The following is a 13293-nucleotide window of genomic DNA, read 5'->3' as shown; positions in this document are numbered from 1 at the left end:
CCCAGTTGTCCCCCGGGGCGGCGAGTTCCGCTGTGCCGGTGCTTCACAGCTCCCGCGTGTCGTGCGCTTCGCTGGTGTCCGTCCAGGCTGGGCGCGACCGGGAGCGCGGCTCCCTGAGCTGGAGCGCTCCCCGACGACGCCGTCGGCCATCTTCGGCCATGCGCCCATGGCTTCTGCGTGATCTCGACAGTGCGATGCGCATCCCTCGACCACTGCGTCAGGCCCGGGAGTTGATCGAATACGTAGTCGCGCTTGAAGACCGTTCAGACATGGGGTCCAGCCACGTCCAACCAGCTTGACGGACCGGGGCTGGGGTCGGGTGCTGTCGGTGCGGCTGCTGCCCGCCGGGCAGACTGTTCCCATGTCATCGCGTCGTAGGAACTGCCCCGAGTGCCGTCGGGAGATCGCCGTCGTCGCGGGACGGTTCGCCCGGCATGATCCGCCTGGTGCGCGGGGGAGCGGGGAACTGGTCTCGTGTCCTGGGTCGCGTCGGCCGGCCCGGCTGGGTGCGGCCCAGCCGACGCTGGACGGGTACTCCGTGCCCGACTTTCCCGGGCAGCTTCCGTTGTTCTGAGCGGGTCGGCGAATGTTCCGAGCGGGTAGGCGAATGGCCTGGTCCGGTCGGTGTCTAGTTCCCCGCGACCGATTTGACCGCCACCGAGATCGGCGTCGAGCCGCCGATCAACTCCAGGGTCAGCCCGGCCGTCGCAGGAGTCTCCACCAGCTCCGCCAGGACCGCCGCGACATCGTCCCGTGGGACCGCTCCGCGGCCGGTCGAGGCCTCCAGGCGTACGAGGCCGGTGCCGGCGTCGTCGATCAGCGATCCGGGGCGCAGGATCGTCCACTCCAGGGACGAACGACCGCGTACGTACTCGTCGGCCTCGCCCTTGGCGCGCAGATACAGGTCGAAGACGTCGTCGCCCGGGTGCGCCGGGTCCGCGCCCATGGACGACACGACGACGTGGCGCCGTACGCCCGCTCGTTCCGCGGCGTCGGCGAACAGGACGGCGGCGCCCCTGTCCACCGTCGCCTTGCGGGCCGGACCGCTGCCCGGGCCCGCGCCCGCCGCGAAGACGGCCGCGTCCGCGCCCTGCAGATGGGCGGCGACCTCCTCCACCGAAGCCGACTCCAGATCGCAGAGGACCGGCTCGGCACCGGCCGCCCGCAGATCGTCGCCCTGCTCGGCGCGGCGGATGATCCCCGCGACCTCGTCACCGCGCGCGGCGAGCAGTCGCTCCAGCCGCAGCGCGATCTGACCATGACCTCCAGCGATGACAATGCGCATGTTTCCGACCGTACGCCCGGATGGACCCGTTCGCCGCACGACCCTGTGGACAACTCAGGGGTCTCTTGAGTTGTCCACAGGGTCGCGCGCCGGCGGAGGCCGTCGAGCCCTCGCCCCGCGTGGTGAACAGGGGGCGCTCGGACGGTGGTTGCGGCAGTGCGCACCCAACACGGGAGACGGTGGACGGCGGTTGTGACTAGGAAGGTTGTCCGCGTCCCTGTCGGGGCAGGTCCAGACCCGCCGCTGCCGCCGAGTTGCAGTACTCCCGCACCGCGCTGGTCCGTGCCACCACGCGCCCCCGGTGCACCACGAGCCGGCTGTACGCGAGCGACAGCGCCCCTGCCAGCCGGTTCCCGCGCACCGCGAGCAACTCGGCCGGGAAACCTGCTTCCACGCGTACCTCGGGCAGTCCGAGGGCGGCTCGCGCGCCGGAGCTCACGGCGTCGTACGCGTCCTCGGGGCGCAGACCGTGCCGTGAGGCCAGCAGGTACGCGGCCTCCAGGGGGTCGCCGCGGCCCACCGGGTTCGATACGTCCCGGAGGGCGCCGCTGCCCGCGGCGATGCGCACCCCGGCCGCCCGCAGCATCCGCACCGGAGCCGTTCCGCGCCGGTCCACGCTCCCGCAGCCGCCCTGCGGCAGGCACACCACGGTCACGCCCGCCGCGGCGAGTTGGTCGGCCGCCCGGGACGCCACCTCGGACGGCAGCCGGCCGAGGCCGCCGCACGGGCCGAGCGTCACCCCGGCCCGCAGGCCGCCCGCCATCGCCGCGAGCCGGGCGAGCCGGGCGGGGTCCGAGGCGTCCGTGTGCAGGTCGACCGGGCAGCCGTGTTCCGAGGCGAGTTCCAGGACCGCCTCCACGTACCCCGTCGGATCCGGGTCGGTGTCCGGGCAGCCGCCCACCACCGAAGCGCCCATCTTCACGGCGTCCCGCAGTATCGCGAGCCCGTCGGCACCGGCGACCCCGGTGAGCACCCGCGGCATCGCCACCGCCGTCAGCTCGGCCAGCCCGCGCAGCGCCCGCCGCGCCTGGAGCACCGCCGCCAGCGCGTCGAGACCCTGTACGTCGCCGACGCGCACGTGCGAGCGCAACGCCGTCGCCCCGTGCCCCAGTTGCAGCAACGCGGCCTCGGTGGCCCGGCGCTGGACCTCCTGGGTGTCGTACGAGAGGGGACCGTCGCCGTCGGCCGTCAGGGCCGTGTCGCCGTGTGCGTGGGGCTCGGCGGGGGCCGGCAGGAGCAGGTAGCCGTCGAGGTCCACCTTCGCGGCGCGCGAGCCGGAGGCGGGTGTCGCCAGGCTCCCGGCGGTGCCGACCGCCTCGATGCGCCCGCCGCCCAGCCGCACGTCCACAGTCCGGCCGTCGGTGAGCCGCGCCCCGCGCAGCAGCAGGGTGGCGGTGTCGGTCTGTCCCGACGAGGAGTGGGGTGGCTGCGGCTGGCTGTCGGGCATCGCGCTCCTGGGGCTCGGGGGCGGCTGCTGGGAGGGGCGACTGGGGGGGGCTTCGGTGGTGGTGGGGGTGTGGGGTGGCGGGGCGGGAGGTGGCTGGGTGGAGGAGTGGGGCGAGGTCGTGGGTGGTGACGGGCATGATCACGCAGCGTGAGTCGAGCCTAGGGTGGCGAGCCCTTTCCGTCCGGGAGGAGCGCAATAGTCGTACCGGTGTGGTCCGTGCACGGACAGAAAGCGGGCGATGAGAGCCGGACACGCGAGTCGGGGCAGCCTGACGGAGCCGCTGGTCGGCCGGACGGAGCCGCTGGTCGGCCGGGCGGAGAGGCTGGGACCGGAGGCTGTCGACCGGGCTGTGCGCCCGTGATCCGTGGGACGGGAGCGGCCGGAGTCGCGGCCGTGACGCACCGTTCGTGAGGGGCCGGAGGAGCGGCGGGGAACAGCCGGGAACAGGCCGGGGCGGGGACCCCGAAACGGATTTGGGCGATCGGCGGGCGAGCGTGTAATGTCTTCATCGCTCGCCCCAATAGCTCAGTCGGTAGAGCGTCTCCATGGTAAGGAGAAGGTCTACGGTTCGATTCCGTATTGGGGCTCTGGTGTGAGGGGTTCCCGTCGCAAGGCGGGGACCAATCGCATCACAGCGGTGTAGCTCAGTCGGTAGAGCAAGCGGCTCATAATCGCTGTGTCACCGGTTCAAGTCCGGTCACCGCTACAGACGGTAGCCGATTGTGGGGTCGGTCCTTCGATCGGCTACTCTTCTATGCATTAATGTCCCATCCGTTCGTCAAGGAGCACTCCTGTGGCTGCCACCGACGTCCGCCCGAAGATCACGCTGGCCTGCGTGGAGTGCAAGGAGCGGAACTACATCACCAAGAAGAACCGGCGTAACGACCCGGACCGACTGGAGATGAAGAAGCACTGCCCGCGTTGCAACGCGCACACCGCGCACCGCGAAACGCGATAAATCAGGCTCGTACACGAGGCCGTCCCCAGTAACGGGGGCGGCCTCGCGTCGTTCACCGGCCGAGTGCCGACGTGTGAGTGGTCGTCGAGCAGTCGCCGACAGTCCTCGTACGGGCATCGGTCCGAGAATCGCTGCACCGGCTGAAAACCAGGAGGTACCGAGCCCATGGCGCTCGACCAGTCCTTCGTGGGGCGGACCTACCCGCCCACCGACCCCTATGAGGTCGGTCGGGAGAAGATCCGAGAGTTCGCGGAGGCCGTGGGGGACACCAACCCGGCGTACACGGACCCGGAGGCCGCCAAGGCGCTCGGGCACTCCGATGTGATCGCCCCGCCGACCTTTGTGTTCGCGATCACCTTCAAGGCCGCGGGGCAGGTCGTCCAGGACCCCCAACTGGGTCTCGACTACAGCCGCGTGGTGCATGGTGACCAGAAGTTCGCCTACACCCGTCCGGTGCGCGCGGGCGACCGGCTCACGGTCACCTCGACCATCGAGGCGATCAAGTCCATGGCGGGCAACGACATCGTGGACATCCGTGGTGAGGTCCATGACGAGGCGGGCGAGCACGTGGTGACGGCCGTCACCAAGCTCGTGGCACGTGCGGCGGAGGAGGGCTGACCATGACGGCGAAGATCGCGTATGACGACGTCGAGGTCGGTGCCGAGCTGCCGGCCCGGACCTTCCCCGTGACACGCGCCACACTCGTGCAGTACGCGGGCGCCTCCGGGGACTTCAACCCCATCCACTGGAACGAGAAGTTCGCGGTCGAGGTCGGTCTCCCCGACGTCATCGCGCACGGCATGTTCACCATGGCCGAGGCGATCCGCGTCGTCACCGACTGGGCCGGTGACCCGGGTGCGGTCGTCGAGTACGGCGTCCGCTTCACCAAGCCCGTCGTCGTCCCCAACGACGACAAGGGAGCCACCATCGAGGTCAGCGGCAAGGTCGCGGCCAAGCTGGACGACAACACCGTCCGCGTCGACCTCACCGCGATGAGCGCGGGGCAGAAGGTCCTGGGCATGTCGCGAGCGGTCGTTCGACTGGCCTGATGGCCGTCATGAGGGGCGATGGGTAGGAGCGGGTAAGGGGCGTCGGCCATGGTCGGCGCCCCTTACGTGCGTCTGGGGCGTGCCTGGTCGCGTCTGGCCCCACCTGGCCGCGCCTGGCCGCACCTGGCCTTACCTGGTTCGTCCGTCCGTGGTCCGTTGTCTGCGGTCCGGCTGTCCGCCGGTGGTGGGTCGGGGCCGTGCCGGTACGTCGAGCACGTCGCCGCCGGATCAGACGTGGGCCGGGCAAGGGAGCCGCTGCTCGATCCGAACGTAAGCGACGCGCTTGCGACGTACCGGCACGGCCCCTCGCGTCGCATGGCGGCTGCGGGTGGTCGATGGCCGCGGGGGTCACTCGAAGCCGTTCCTGGCTACCGCTTGACGTAGTTAGTGATTGGGCACTAACTTAGTCGCATGGTCAGGATGAGCGCAGACGAGAGGCGCGAGAGCGTCATCCGCGCGGCGATCGCGGAGTTCGCCCGGGGTGGTTACTACGGGACCTCCACCGAGTCGATCGCCAAGCGTGTGGGTGTCTCGCAGCCGTATCTCTTCCGGCTCTTCCCCGACAAGCGGGCGATCTTCCTCGCGGCGGCCCACCGCTGCATGGAGGACACCAACCGCACCTTCGAGGAGGCCGCGAAGGGTCTGGAGGGTGAAGACGCCCTGCATTCCATGGCGAACGCGTACACCAAGGCGATCGCGGAGCACCCGGAGCAGCTGCTGATGCAGATGCAGATGTACGTCGCGACCGCCGCCGCGGAGCAGGCCGGCGACCGCGAGCTCGGTGAGGCCGTACGGGCCGACTGGATGCGGCTGTGGGAGACGGCCCATCTGCCGCTCGGCGCCGACCCGAAGGAGACGACGGGCTTCATGGCGTACGGAATGCTCATCAACTGCCTGGTGACCATGGGCTTTCCGCCTGGGCACGAGGTCTGGGAAACGGTCTATCCGTCGGCGCGGCCGAAGGATCGACTGGAGAAGTAGGCAGGGAAAGCAGGGAGCGGGCGGGGGAGGCGGATGTGGGCGCCTTTTTTTGGCCGCGAAAGTTAGTCAGTGATAACTAATTATGGGGAACGATCGCCCTTAGGGGGAGCGATGTCACAGCAGACCGCACGTCGCGGGGGAGCCACCTGGGCCCTCATCATCACCAGCGTCGCCGGATTCATGGCGGCTCTCGACAATCTCGTCGTCACCACCGCACTGCCCTCCATCCGCCGGGATCTCGGCGGAGCGCTGGACGACCTGGAATGGACCGTGAGCGCCTACACGCTCACCTTCGCCGTGCTGCTGATGTTCGGTGCGGCGCTCGGTGACCGGTTCGGCCGTCGTCGGCTCTTCCTCGTCGGTCTCTCCGTATTCACCGGTGCCTCGGCGGCCGCCGCCATGGCACCCGGACTCGACTCACTGATCGCCGCCCGCGCGGTCCAGGGCGTCGGCGCGGCGATCATGATGCCGCTCACGCTCACCCTGCTGACGGCCGCGGTGCCGGTCGCCAAGCGCGGCATGGCGTACGGGATCTGGGGCGCCGTGAACGGACTCGCGGTCGCCTCCGGGCCCCTCATCGGCGGCAGTCTCACCGAACACGTCTCCTGGCACTGGATCTTCTGGCTGAACGTTCCGCTGGGCCTCGCCCTGCTGCCCCTCGCCCGACTGCGGCTGGCCGAGTCCCACGGCACCGGCGCCCCGCTCGACATCACCGGCACCCTGCTCGTCAGCGGCGGTCTGTTCGGGATCGTGTACGGCCTGGTCCGCGGGCCCGCCGAGGGCTGGACCAGCCCGATCGTCCTGACCGGCCTGCTCGCCGGCGCCGTGCTGCTCACCGGCTTCGTCTTCCACGGCATCCGCGCCAAGAACCCGATGCTGCCGATGCGGCTCTTCCGCTCCCGTGCCTTCGCCGGGATCAACGCCGCGAGCCTGCTGATGTTCCTCGGGATGTTCGGCTCGATCTTCCTGCTCAGCCAGTACATGCAGGGTGTCCTCGGCTACTCGCCCACCCAGGCCGGCCTGCGGATGCTGCCCTGGACCGGGATGCCGATGCTCGTCGCGCCGATCGCCGGGTACCTCTCCGACCGCGTCGGCGGGCGTCCCGTGGTCGCCACCGGGCTCTTCCTGCAGGCCGCCGGGCTCGCGTACTACGCCTCCGTGGTCGCCGCCCACGCCTCGTACGCCGCCCAGCTGCCCGCGCTGATCGTCAGCGGCATCGGAATGTCCCTGTACTTCGCCCCGGCCTCCAACCTGGTCATGTCCAGCGTCCGTCCGCAGGAGCAAGGCATCGCCTCCGGCGCCAACAACGCGCTGCGTGAGGTGGGTGGCGCGCTCGGCATCGCGGTGATGTCCTCGATCTTCTCCGCGCAGGGCGGCTACGGGACCGCGCAGACCTTCGTGGACGGTCTGCGGCCCGCGCTCGTGGTGGGTGCGGCGGTGGTCGCCCTGGCGGGCGTCGCGGCGCTGGTCATCCCGACGGCGCGGCGTGCGGCTCAGGCCCGGGTCGTCGCCTCCGAGTCGCCCCAGGAGCAGGATCTGGCCCAGGCGCCGGTGCTGGAAACCGCCTCACGCTGAGGCACCGGAAACGCCTCACCGAGGCAAGGGATACCGCCTCGCGGTGAGTGGGAGGGCAACCGCTCGCCGGTAGAGGGTCCAGGATCCAAACCCTTGATCGGTCCATCCCGTGCACACATAGAAGTCCATCCCGTGCGCATACAGAAGCGGCCCCGCCTCGACCGGCGGGGCCCTTCTCGTACTCTTGAGCCCGTGCAGGAACTCCACGACGCCCCGCTCGCCCCGCTGACCACCTTCCGGCTGGGGGGTCCCGCGACCCGGCTGATCACCGCCACGACCGACGCCGAGGTGATCGCCGCCGTCCGAGAGGCCGACGACACCGGTACGCCGCTGCTGATCATCGGCGGCGGATCGAACCTGGTCATCGGTGACAAGGGCTTCGCCGGGACCGCCCTGCGCATCGCGACCACCGGCTTCGCCCTCGACGGTACGAGGCTGGAGCTGGCGGCGGGCGAGGTGTGGACCGACGCGGTCGCCCGCACCGTCGAGGCCGGGCTCGCCGGCGTCGAGTGCCTCGCCGGGATCCCCGGCTCCGCCGGCGCGACCCCGATCCAGAACGTGGGCGCGTACGGCCAGGAAGTGTCGTCCACCATCACCGAAGTGATCGCGTACGACCGTAGGGCGCGCGAGACGGTCACCCTGGCCAACGCCGACTGCGCCTTCTCGTACCGCCACAGCCGCTTCAAGGCCGACCCCGAGCGGTACGTCGTGCTGCGCGTCAGGTTCGAGCTGGAGGACGCGGACGGGCTGTCGGCCCCGATCAAGTACGCCGAGACGGCACGCTCCCTCGGGGTCGAGCCCGGCGACAGGGTGCCGCTCGCCACCGCCCGCGAGACCGTCCTGAAGCTGCGCTCCAGCAAGGGCATGGTGCTCGACCCCGAGGACCACGACACCTGGTCGGCCGGGTCGTTCTTCACCAACCCGATCCTCACGGACGAGGACTTCGCCGCGTTCCACGCGCGCGTGGCCGAGCGGCTGGGCGCCGACGTCGTGCCGCCCGCGTACCCGGCGGGCGAAGGCCACACCAAGACCTCCGCGGCCTGGCTGATCGACAAGTCCGGCTTCACCAAGGGCTACGGCTCCGGACCCGCCCGGATCTCCACCAAGCACACGCTGGCCCTCACCAACCGGGGCCTGGCCACCACCGAGGACCTCCTCGCGCTGGCCCGCGAGGTCGTCGCCGGCGTCCGCGACGCCTTCGGGATCACCCTCGTCAACGAGCCGGTGACGGTGGGCGTGGAGCTCTAGGGCTCCGGTTCCAGTACGCGACTTCTAGTAGGCGACTCCGACGCCCTGCTTCACCGTCCCGGGGGCGTCGATCATCGCCAGCATCGCGTGCGCCACGTCGGCGCGTCCGATGAACCGGCCCTTGAGCGGGAAGCCCCCGACGACCGTCCGGTACGAGCCGGTCACCGGCTTGTTCTGCAGCCGCGGCGGGCGCACGACCGTCCAGTCGGTCGCGCTCCGGGCCAGTTCGCCCTCCATGGCCGCCAGGTCGGCGTAGACGTCCTTCAGGATCAGCGAGACCAGGCCCCGCGCGGCGCGGTCGACGAACCCCGCGCCCTCGGGGTCGGGACCGACCGGCCCCGCGCTCACCACCAGCAACCGGCGCACCCCCTCGGCCTCCATGGCGCCCAGCACCGTACGGGTCAGCCGGGTCGCGATCCCGGCGTCCTTGCGGCTGCGGGCGCCGAGCCCGGAGAGGACCGCGTCCCGGTCCGCGACCGCGGGGCGCAGCGCCTCCGGGTCCGTGAGGTCCGCGCGGAACACCTCCAGACCCGCGCCGGTGACGGTCAGCCGAGCCGGATCCCGTACGACGGCCGTGACCTGGTGGCCGGAGTCCAGCGCCTGCCGGACGATTTCCTGGCCGATGCCGCCGGTGGCCCCGAAGACGGTGAGCTTCATGACGTGATCCCCCTGGATGGATCGGGTGGGTGAGTATTCACTTACCTCTGCTTGCTCCTAGGGTGGGTAAGCACTCACTCACCCGTCAAGGCCGAACAGGGGTGAACATGGAATCCTTGGGGCCCATGCAGCAGAAACCGGCCCGGATCCGCATCCTCGACGCGGCGCACGAGCTCATGCTCACCATCGGCCTCGCCCGCGCCACGACCAAGGAGATCGCCAAGGCCGCGGGCTGCTCGGAGGCGGCGCTCTACAAGTACTTCCCGAGCAAGGAGGAACTGTTCGTCAACGTGCTCAAAGAGCGCCTGCCCCAGCTGACCCCGCTGCTGGCCGGTCTCGCGGCCGAGCCGGGCCGGGGCACCCTTCTGGAGAACCTCACCGAGATCGCCCGCCGGGCCGCCCTCTTCTATGAACAGAGTTTCCCGATCGCCGCCTCCTTGTACGCGGAAACGCAGCTCAAGCGCCGGCACGAGGAGTCGCTGCGCTCCATGGGGTCGGGCCCCCACATGCCCATCCGGGGTCTCGACGCCTATCTCCGCGCCGAACAGGACGCGGGCCGGGTCCGCGCCGGTGCCGACACCTACGCGGCCGCCTCGCTCCTGCTGGGCGCGTGCGCCCAGCGTGCCTTCGCCTACGACTCCACGGAGGAGGGCAAGCCGCCGCCCGTGGACGAGTTCGCCCTGTCGATCGCCCGCACGCTGCTGGGCGGAATCTCCGTTGCGGACGAGCTCTCGTGACGGTCACCCTGGCCCGATGAGACAAGCCCAAACGGCCGTGCGACGCTCCCTGTGCGGCTGAGCGTCACGGAGTTCACGCCGCGCGTCGGCCCCCGCGCCTACCGGGTCGTCCAGCCACGTCCGCCGCTGCGGCACACCACACTCAGCGACCCCTTCGAAGGCTGGGGCTACCTCGTGGGCGACCACGACGGACTCGCCCGCCTCGCCGCGCTCTTCTCGTTCGCCGCGTTCTCCCGGCACACGATCGTGTACGTCCCGCTGCGGCGGAGCATCCCCAGGGCCTTTGCGCCCGGGGCGCCGGTCGACCTCGTCCTGGCCCACCGGTCGCCGGGCCTGCAGCCCTCCGCCTGGCCCGGGCTGCGCCGTCGGCTGCGTGAGGGCACCCCGCTCACCGTACGCACGAACGAGGAGCGCACCGCCGCCCACGCGGCAGCCTGGGAGGCGCGCTGGGAGCAGCGCTGGGACCGCCTCGACGCGCGGGACCGGATCCATCCGGCCGTACACGCGGGGACGCTCTTCCTCCTCGGGGCCCGCGACACCTTCGCCTCGGCGGCCACGCACCTGGAGGTGGCGGCCGGGTTCGGGCCGCGTGGGAAGCGGGCCGCCAAGGGGCAGGACGTGCTCGTCGCCTCCCTCACCCCGCACCTGCCGCCGTCCCGAGGCCGTCACGTCGAGCTGGACATCGGCTTCCAGGCGTATCCGCCGTACGCCCACTTCAGGCGACCGGGGCGGCCAGCCAGTCGTCGATGCCCGACAGCAGCTTCTCCTTGACGTCCTTGGGGGCCGCCGTGGCCCGCACCGACTGGCGTGCGAGTTCGGCCAGTTCCGCGTCCGTGAAGCCGTGGTGGTGGCGTGCCAGCTCGTACTGGGCGGCCAGCCGGGAACCGAACAGCAGGGGGTCGTCGGCGCCGAGGGCCATCGGGACGCCGGCTTCGAAGAGGGTGCGCAGGGGGACGTCCTCGGCCTTCTCGTAGACCCCCAGGGCGACGTTCGACGCGGGGCACACCTCACAGGTGATGCCGCGGTCCGCGAGCCGCTTCAGCAGCCGCGGGTCCTCGGCGGCGCGCACACCGTGCCCGATCCGGGTGGCGTGCAGGTCGTCCAGGCAGTCGCGGACCGACGCCGGGCCGGTCAGCTCGCCGCCGTGCGGCGCGGACAGCAGACCGCCGTCCCGCGCGATCGCGAAGGCCCGGTCGAAGTCCCGCGCCATGCCCCGCCGCTCGTCGTTGGAGAGCCCGAAGCCGACGACGCCGCGGTCCGCGTAGCGCACGGCGAGCCGGGCCAGGGTGCGGGCGTCCAGCGGGTGCTTCATGCGGTTCGCGGCCACCAGGACGCGCATACCGAGCCCGGTCTCCCGCGCGGCCGAGTCCACCGCGTCCAGGATGATCTCCAGGGCCGGGATGAGCCCGCCCAGCCGGGGCGCGTACGAGGTCGGGTCGACCTGGATCTCCAGCCAGCCGGAGCCGTCCTTCAGATCCTCCTCGGCGGCCTCGCGCACCAGCCGCTGGATGTCCTCGGGCTCTCTGAGACACGACCGCGCCGCGTCGTACAGCCGCTGGAAGCGGAACCAGCCGCGCTCGTCGGTCGCCCGCAGCCTGGGCGGTTCGCCGCTGGTCAGGGCGTCGGTGAGGGCTTCGGGCAGCCGGACGCCGTACTTGTCGGCCAGCTCCAGCACGGTGGTGGGCCGCATCGAACCGGTGAAGTGCAGGTGCAGATGGGCTTTCGGCAGTTCAGAGAGATCACGTACGCGCTCCATTCCAGGATCCTGCCGTACGTTCCCGCCGTGTCGGTAGCGCTTTCCTCGTTAGTGGTCTTGCTCGCACGAAGAAGCGGGCCGCCTCCCCCTGGGGGAAACGGCCCGCACACACGCGTGGAGCGCGAAAACGTCAGTCCCGTGCCTCGGCCAGGAGCTTCTGGATCCGGCTGACGCCCTCGACGAGATCCTCGTCACCCAGGGCGTACGACAGGCGCAGGTACCCCGGGGTGCCGAAGGCCTCACCCGGGACGACCGCGACCTCGGCCTCCTCCAGGATGAGCGCGGCCAGCTCGACCGTGTTCCGGGGGCGCTTGCCGCGGATCTCCTTGCCGACGAGGGCCTTGACCGAGGGGTACGCGTAGAAGGCGCCCTCGGGCTCGGGGCAGAGCACGCCGTCGATCTCGTTGAGCATCCGCACGATGGTCTTGCGGCGGCGGTCGAAGGCCTCGCGCATCTCGGCGACGGCCGTCAGATCGCCGGATACGGCGGCGAGGGCGGCGACCTGGGCGACGTTGGACACGTTCGAGGTGGCGTGCGACTGGAGGTTGGTCGCGGCCTTGACGACGTCCTTCGGGCCGATGAGCCAGCCCACGCGCCAGCCCGTCATGGCGTACGTCTTCGCGACGCCGTTCACGACGATGCACTTGTCGGCGAGCTCGGGGACGACCGTCGGGAGGGAGTGGAATTCCGCGTCCCCGTAGACCAGGTGCTCGTAGATCTCGTCCGTCAGGACCCACAGGCCCTTCTCGGCGGCCCAGCGGCCGATCTCCTCGATCTGCTCGCGGCTGTAGACCGCGCCCGTCGGGTTGGACGGGGAGACGAAGAGCAGCACCTTGGTGTTCTCGGTGCGGGCGGCCTCCAACTGCTCGACCGAGACGCGGTAGCCGGTGGTCTCGTCGGCGACGACCTCGACCGGGACACCGCCGGCGAGACGGATCGACTCCGGGTACGTCGTCCAGTAGGGCGCCGGGACGATGACCTCGTCGCCCGGGTCGAGGATCGCGGCGAAGGCCTCGTAGATGGCCTGCTTGCCGCCGTTGGTGACCAGGACCTGGGCGGCCTCCACCTCGTAGCCGGAGTCGCGCAGGGTCTTCGCGGCGATCGCGGCCTTCAGCTCGGGGAGCCCGCCGGCCGGCGTGTAGCGGTGGTACTTGGGGTTCGAGCAGGCCTCGATGGCGGCCTGGACGATGTAGTCCGGGGTCGGGAAGTCGGGCTCACCGGCGCCGAAGCCGATCACCGGGCGCCCGGCGGCCTTCAGGGCCTTGGCCTTGGCGTCCACGGCGAGGGTGGCGGACTCGGAGATCGCGCCGACTCGGGCGGAGACCCGGCGCTCGGTGGGAGGGGTTGCAGGGCTCATGGCACCCATCGTTTCAGACTGGAAACTCCCCCGGCACGCGGGTTTCACAGACTGAACAACAAGAGAACAACCGTCCGGATCCGGATGCCTCACCGGTCGATCTTCGGCGGACAAAGCCCGTACGGACACTTTCTGTTCGACGACCGGCCCCGGACCACGTACACTCTCACCTCGTTGGCCTTCACCGGCCGCACTCATCCGATGCACACCGAGCATCCGGATGGATGCGGTACGTTGGGGGAA

At 70.8% G+C, this 13293-nt stretch carries 14 protein-coding genes and 2 tRNA genes; 11 read left to right on the top strand and 5 right to left on the bottom strand.

From position 1 onward, the window contains the following. Nucleotides 1-361 precede the first annotated feature (361 nt). Nucleotides 362-574 (top strand): hypothetical protein, encoded by a 213-nt coding sequence (locus tag AQJ27_RS58630; protein ID WP_079064992.1) that lies wholly within the window; start codon nucleotides 362-364, stop codon nucleotides 572-574. Nucleotides 575-628: 54 nt separating this feature from the next. On the opposite strand, the gene AQJ27_RS14095 is transcribed toward AQJ27_RS58630, so the two are convergent. Then, a complete protein-coding gene (locus AQJ27_RS14095; protein WP_067367200.1) occupies nucleotides 629-1285 on the bottom strand; it encodes an SDR family oxidoreductase in 657 nt (218 codons plus the stop codon). 196 nt (nucleotides 1286-1481) lie between these two features. Next, nucleotides 1482-2732 carry an amidohydrolase family protein gene (locus tag AQJ27_RS14090; protein WP_067367197.1) on the bottom strand — a complete coding sequence of 417 codons (1251 nt, stop codon included), beginning with the start codon at nucleotides 2730-2732 and terminating at the stop codon, nucleotides 1482-1484. Nucleotides 2733-3246: 514 nt separating this feature from the next. Here AQJ27_RS14090 and AQJ27_RS14085 point away from each other — a divergent pair. The 8 genes from AQJ27_RS14085 (at nucleotide 3247) to AQJ27_RS14050 (ending at nucleotide 8543) form a co-directional block, all read left to right on the top strand. Continuing rightward, nucleotides 3247-3319 (top strand) — tRNA-Thr (locus AQJ27_RS14085). Between the two features lie 46 nt (nucleotides 3320-3365). After that, nucleotides 3366-3438: transfer RNA gene (locus AQJ27_RS14080), tRNA-Met, on the top strand. An 87-nt stretch (nucleotides 3439-3525) separates the two neighbouring features. Next, nucleotides 3526-3690, top strand: a complete 165-nt coding sequence (gene rpmG, locus AQJ27_RS14075; RefSeq protein WP_004571794.1) for a 50S ribosomal protein L33 — start codon at nucleotides 3526-3528, stop codon at nucleotides 3688-3690. 165 nt (nucleotides 3691-3855) lie between these two features. After that, nucleotides 3856-4308, top strand: coding sequence for a MaoC family dehydratase N-terminal domain-containing protein (locus tag AQJ27_RS14070; protein WP_067367194.1), 453 nt, complete (start codon nucleotides 3856-3858; stop codon nucleotides 4306-4308). Between the two features lie 2 nt (nucleotides 4309-4310). Then, entirely contained in the window at nucleotides 4311-4739 is a 429-nt protein-coding gene (locus tag AQJ27_RS14065) for a MaoC family dehydratase (protein ID WP_060899259.1), read from the top strand. A 411-nt stretch (nucleotides 4740-5150) separates the two neighbouring features. After that, nucleotides 5151-5720, top strand: coding sequence for a TetR/AcrR family transcriptional regulator (locus AQJ27_RS14060; protein ID WP_201264337.1), 570 nt, complete (start codon nucleotides 5151-5153; stop codon nucleotides 5718-5720). Between the two features lie 111 nt (nucleotides 5721-5831). After that, on the top strand, nucleotides 5832-7295 hold the full coding sequence (locus AQJ27_RS14055) for a DHA2 family efflux MFS transporter permease subunit (protein WP_067367191.1): 1464 nt from the start codon (nucleotides 5832-5834) through the stop codon (nucleotides 7293-7295). 192 nt (nucleotides 7296-7487) lie between these two features. Beyond that, a complete protein-coding gene (locus tag AQJ27_RS14050; RefSeq protein ID WP_067367188.1) occupies nucleotides 7488-8543 on the top strand; it encodes a UDP-N-acetylmuramate dehydrogenase in 1056 nt (351 codons plus the stop codon). 24 nt (nucleotides 8544-8567) lie between these two features. Here AQJ27_RS14050 and AQJ27_RS14045 read toward each other — a convergent pair whose 3' ends face one another. Then, a complete protein-coding gene (locus AQJ27_RS14045) occupies nucleotides 8568-9200 on the bottom strand; it encodes an NAD(P)-dependent oxidoreductase (RefSeq protein ID WP_067367185.1) in 633 nt (210 codons plus the stop codon). Nucleotides 9201-9325: 125 nt separating this feature from the next. Here AQJ27_RS14045 and AQJ27_RS14040 point away from each other — a divergent pair, with 125 nt between their 5' ends. Continuing rightward, nucleotides 9326-9937, top strand: a complete 612-nt coding sequence (locus tag AQJ27_RS14040; RefSeq protein ID WP_067367182.1) for a TetR/AcrR family transcriptional regulator — start codon at nucleotides 9326-9328, stop codon at nucleotides 9935-9937. 51 nt (nucleotides 9938-9988) lie between these two features. Then, nucleotides 9989-10708 (top strand): hypothetical protein, encoded by a 720-nt coding sequence (locus AQJ27_RS14035; protein WP_067367179.1) that lies wholly within the window; start codon nucleotides 9989-9991, stop codon nucleotides 10706-10708. Here the strand turns inward: AQJ27_RS14035 and AQJ27_RS14030 are convergent. After that, on the bottom strand, nucleotides 10653-11693 hold the full coding sequence (locus AQJ27_RS14030) for an adenosine deaminase (RefSeq protein ID WP_067367177.1): 1041 nt from the start codon (nucleotides 11691-11693) through the stop codon (nucleotides 10653-10655). The two genes, AQJ27_RS14035 and AQJ27_RS14030, sit on opposite strands and share 56 nt — an antisense overlap. Nucleotides 11694-11823: 130 nt before the next feature. Beyond that, entirely contained in the window at nucleotides 11824-13050 is a 1227-nt protein-coding gene (locus AQJ27_RS14025) for a pyridoxal phosphate-dependent aminotransferase (protein ID WP_067367173.1), read from the bottom strand. Nucleotides 13051-13293: the final 243 nt, after the last annotated feature.

It is taken from the genome of Streptomyces olivochromogenes (genome assembly GCF_001514115.1).
Taxonomy (GTDB): Bacteria; Actinomycetota; Actinomycetes; order Streptomycetales; family Streptomycetaceae; genus Streptomyces; species Streptomyces olivochromogenes.
This window is presented reverse-complemented; position numbering and strand designations above follow the sequence as displayed.

Excerpts from the sequence above, each read along its gene's own strand:
- AQJ27_RS58630 (WP_079064992.1), top strand. The coding sequence starts at position 362 with ATGTCATCGCGTCGTAGGAACTGCCCCGAGTGCCGTCGGGAGATCGCC.
- AQJ27_RS14095 (WP_067367200.1), bottom strand. The coding sequence starts at position 1,285 with ATGCGCATTGTCATCGCTGGAGGTCATGGTCAGATCGCGCTGCGGCTG.
- AQJ27_RS14090 (WP_067367197.1), bottom strand. The coding sequence starts at position 2,732 with ATGCCCGACAGCCAGCCGCAGCCACCCCACTCCTCGTCGGGACAGACC.
- AQJ27_RS14070 (WP_067367194.1), top strand. The coding sequence starts at position 3,856 with ATGGCGCTCGACCAGTCCTTCGTGGGGCGGACCTACCCGCCCACCGAC.
- AQJ27_RS14065 (WP_060899259.1), top strand. The coding sequence starts at position 4,311 with ATGACGGCGAAGATCGCGTATGACGACGTCGAGGTCGGTGCCGAGCTG.
- AQJ27_RS14060 (WP_201264337.1), top strand. The coding sequence starts at position 5,151 with ATGGTCAGGATGAGCGCAGACGAGAGGCGCGAGAGCGTCATCCGCGCG.
- AQJ27_RS14055 (WP_067367191.1), top strand. The coding sequence starts at position 5,832 with ATGTCACAGCAGACCGCACGTCGCGGGGGAGCCACCTGGGCCCTCATC.
- AQJ27_RS14045 (WP_067367185.1), bottom strand. The coding sequence starts at position 9,200 with ATGAAGCTCACCGTCTTCGGGGCCACCGGCGGCATCGGCCAGGAAATC.
- AQJ27_RS14040 (WP_067367182.1), top strand. The coding sequence starts at position 9,326 with ATGCAGCAGAAACCGGCCCGGATCCGCATCCTCGACGCGGCGCACGAG.
- AQJ27_RS14030 (WP_067367177.1), bottom strand. The coding sequence starts at position 11,693 with ATGGAGCGCGTACGTGATCTCTCTGAACTGCCGAAAGCCCATCTGCAC.
- AQJ27_RS14025 (WP_067367173.1), bottom strand. The coding sequence starts at position 13,050 with ATGAGCCCTGCAACCCCTCCCACCGAGCGCCGGGTCTCCGCCCGAGTC.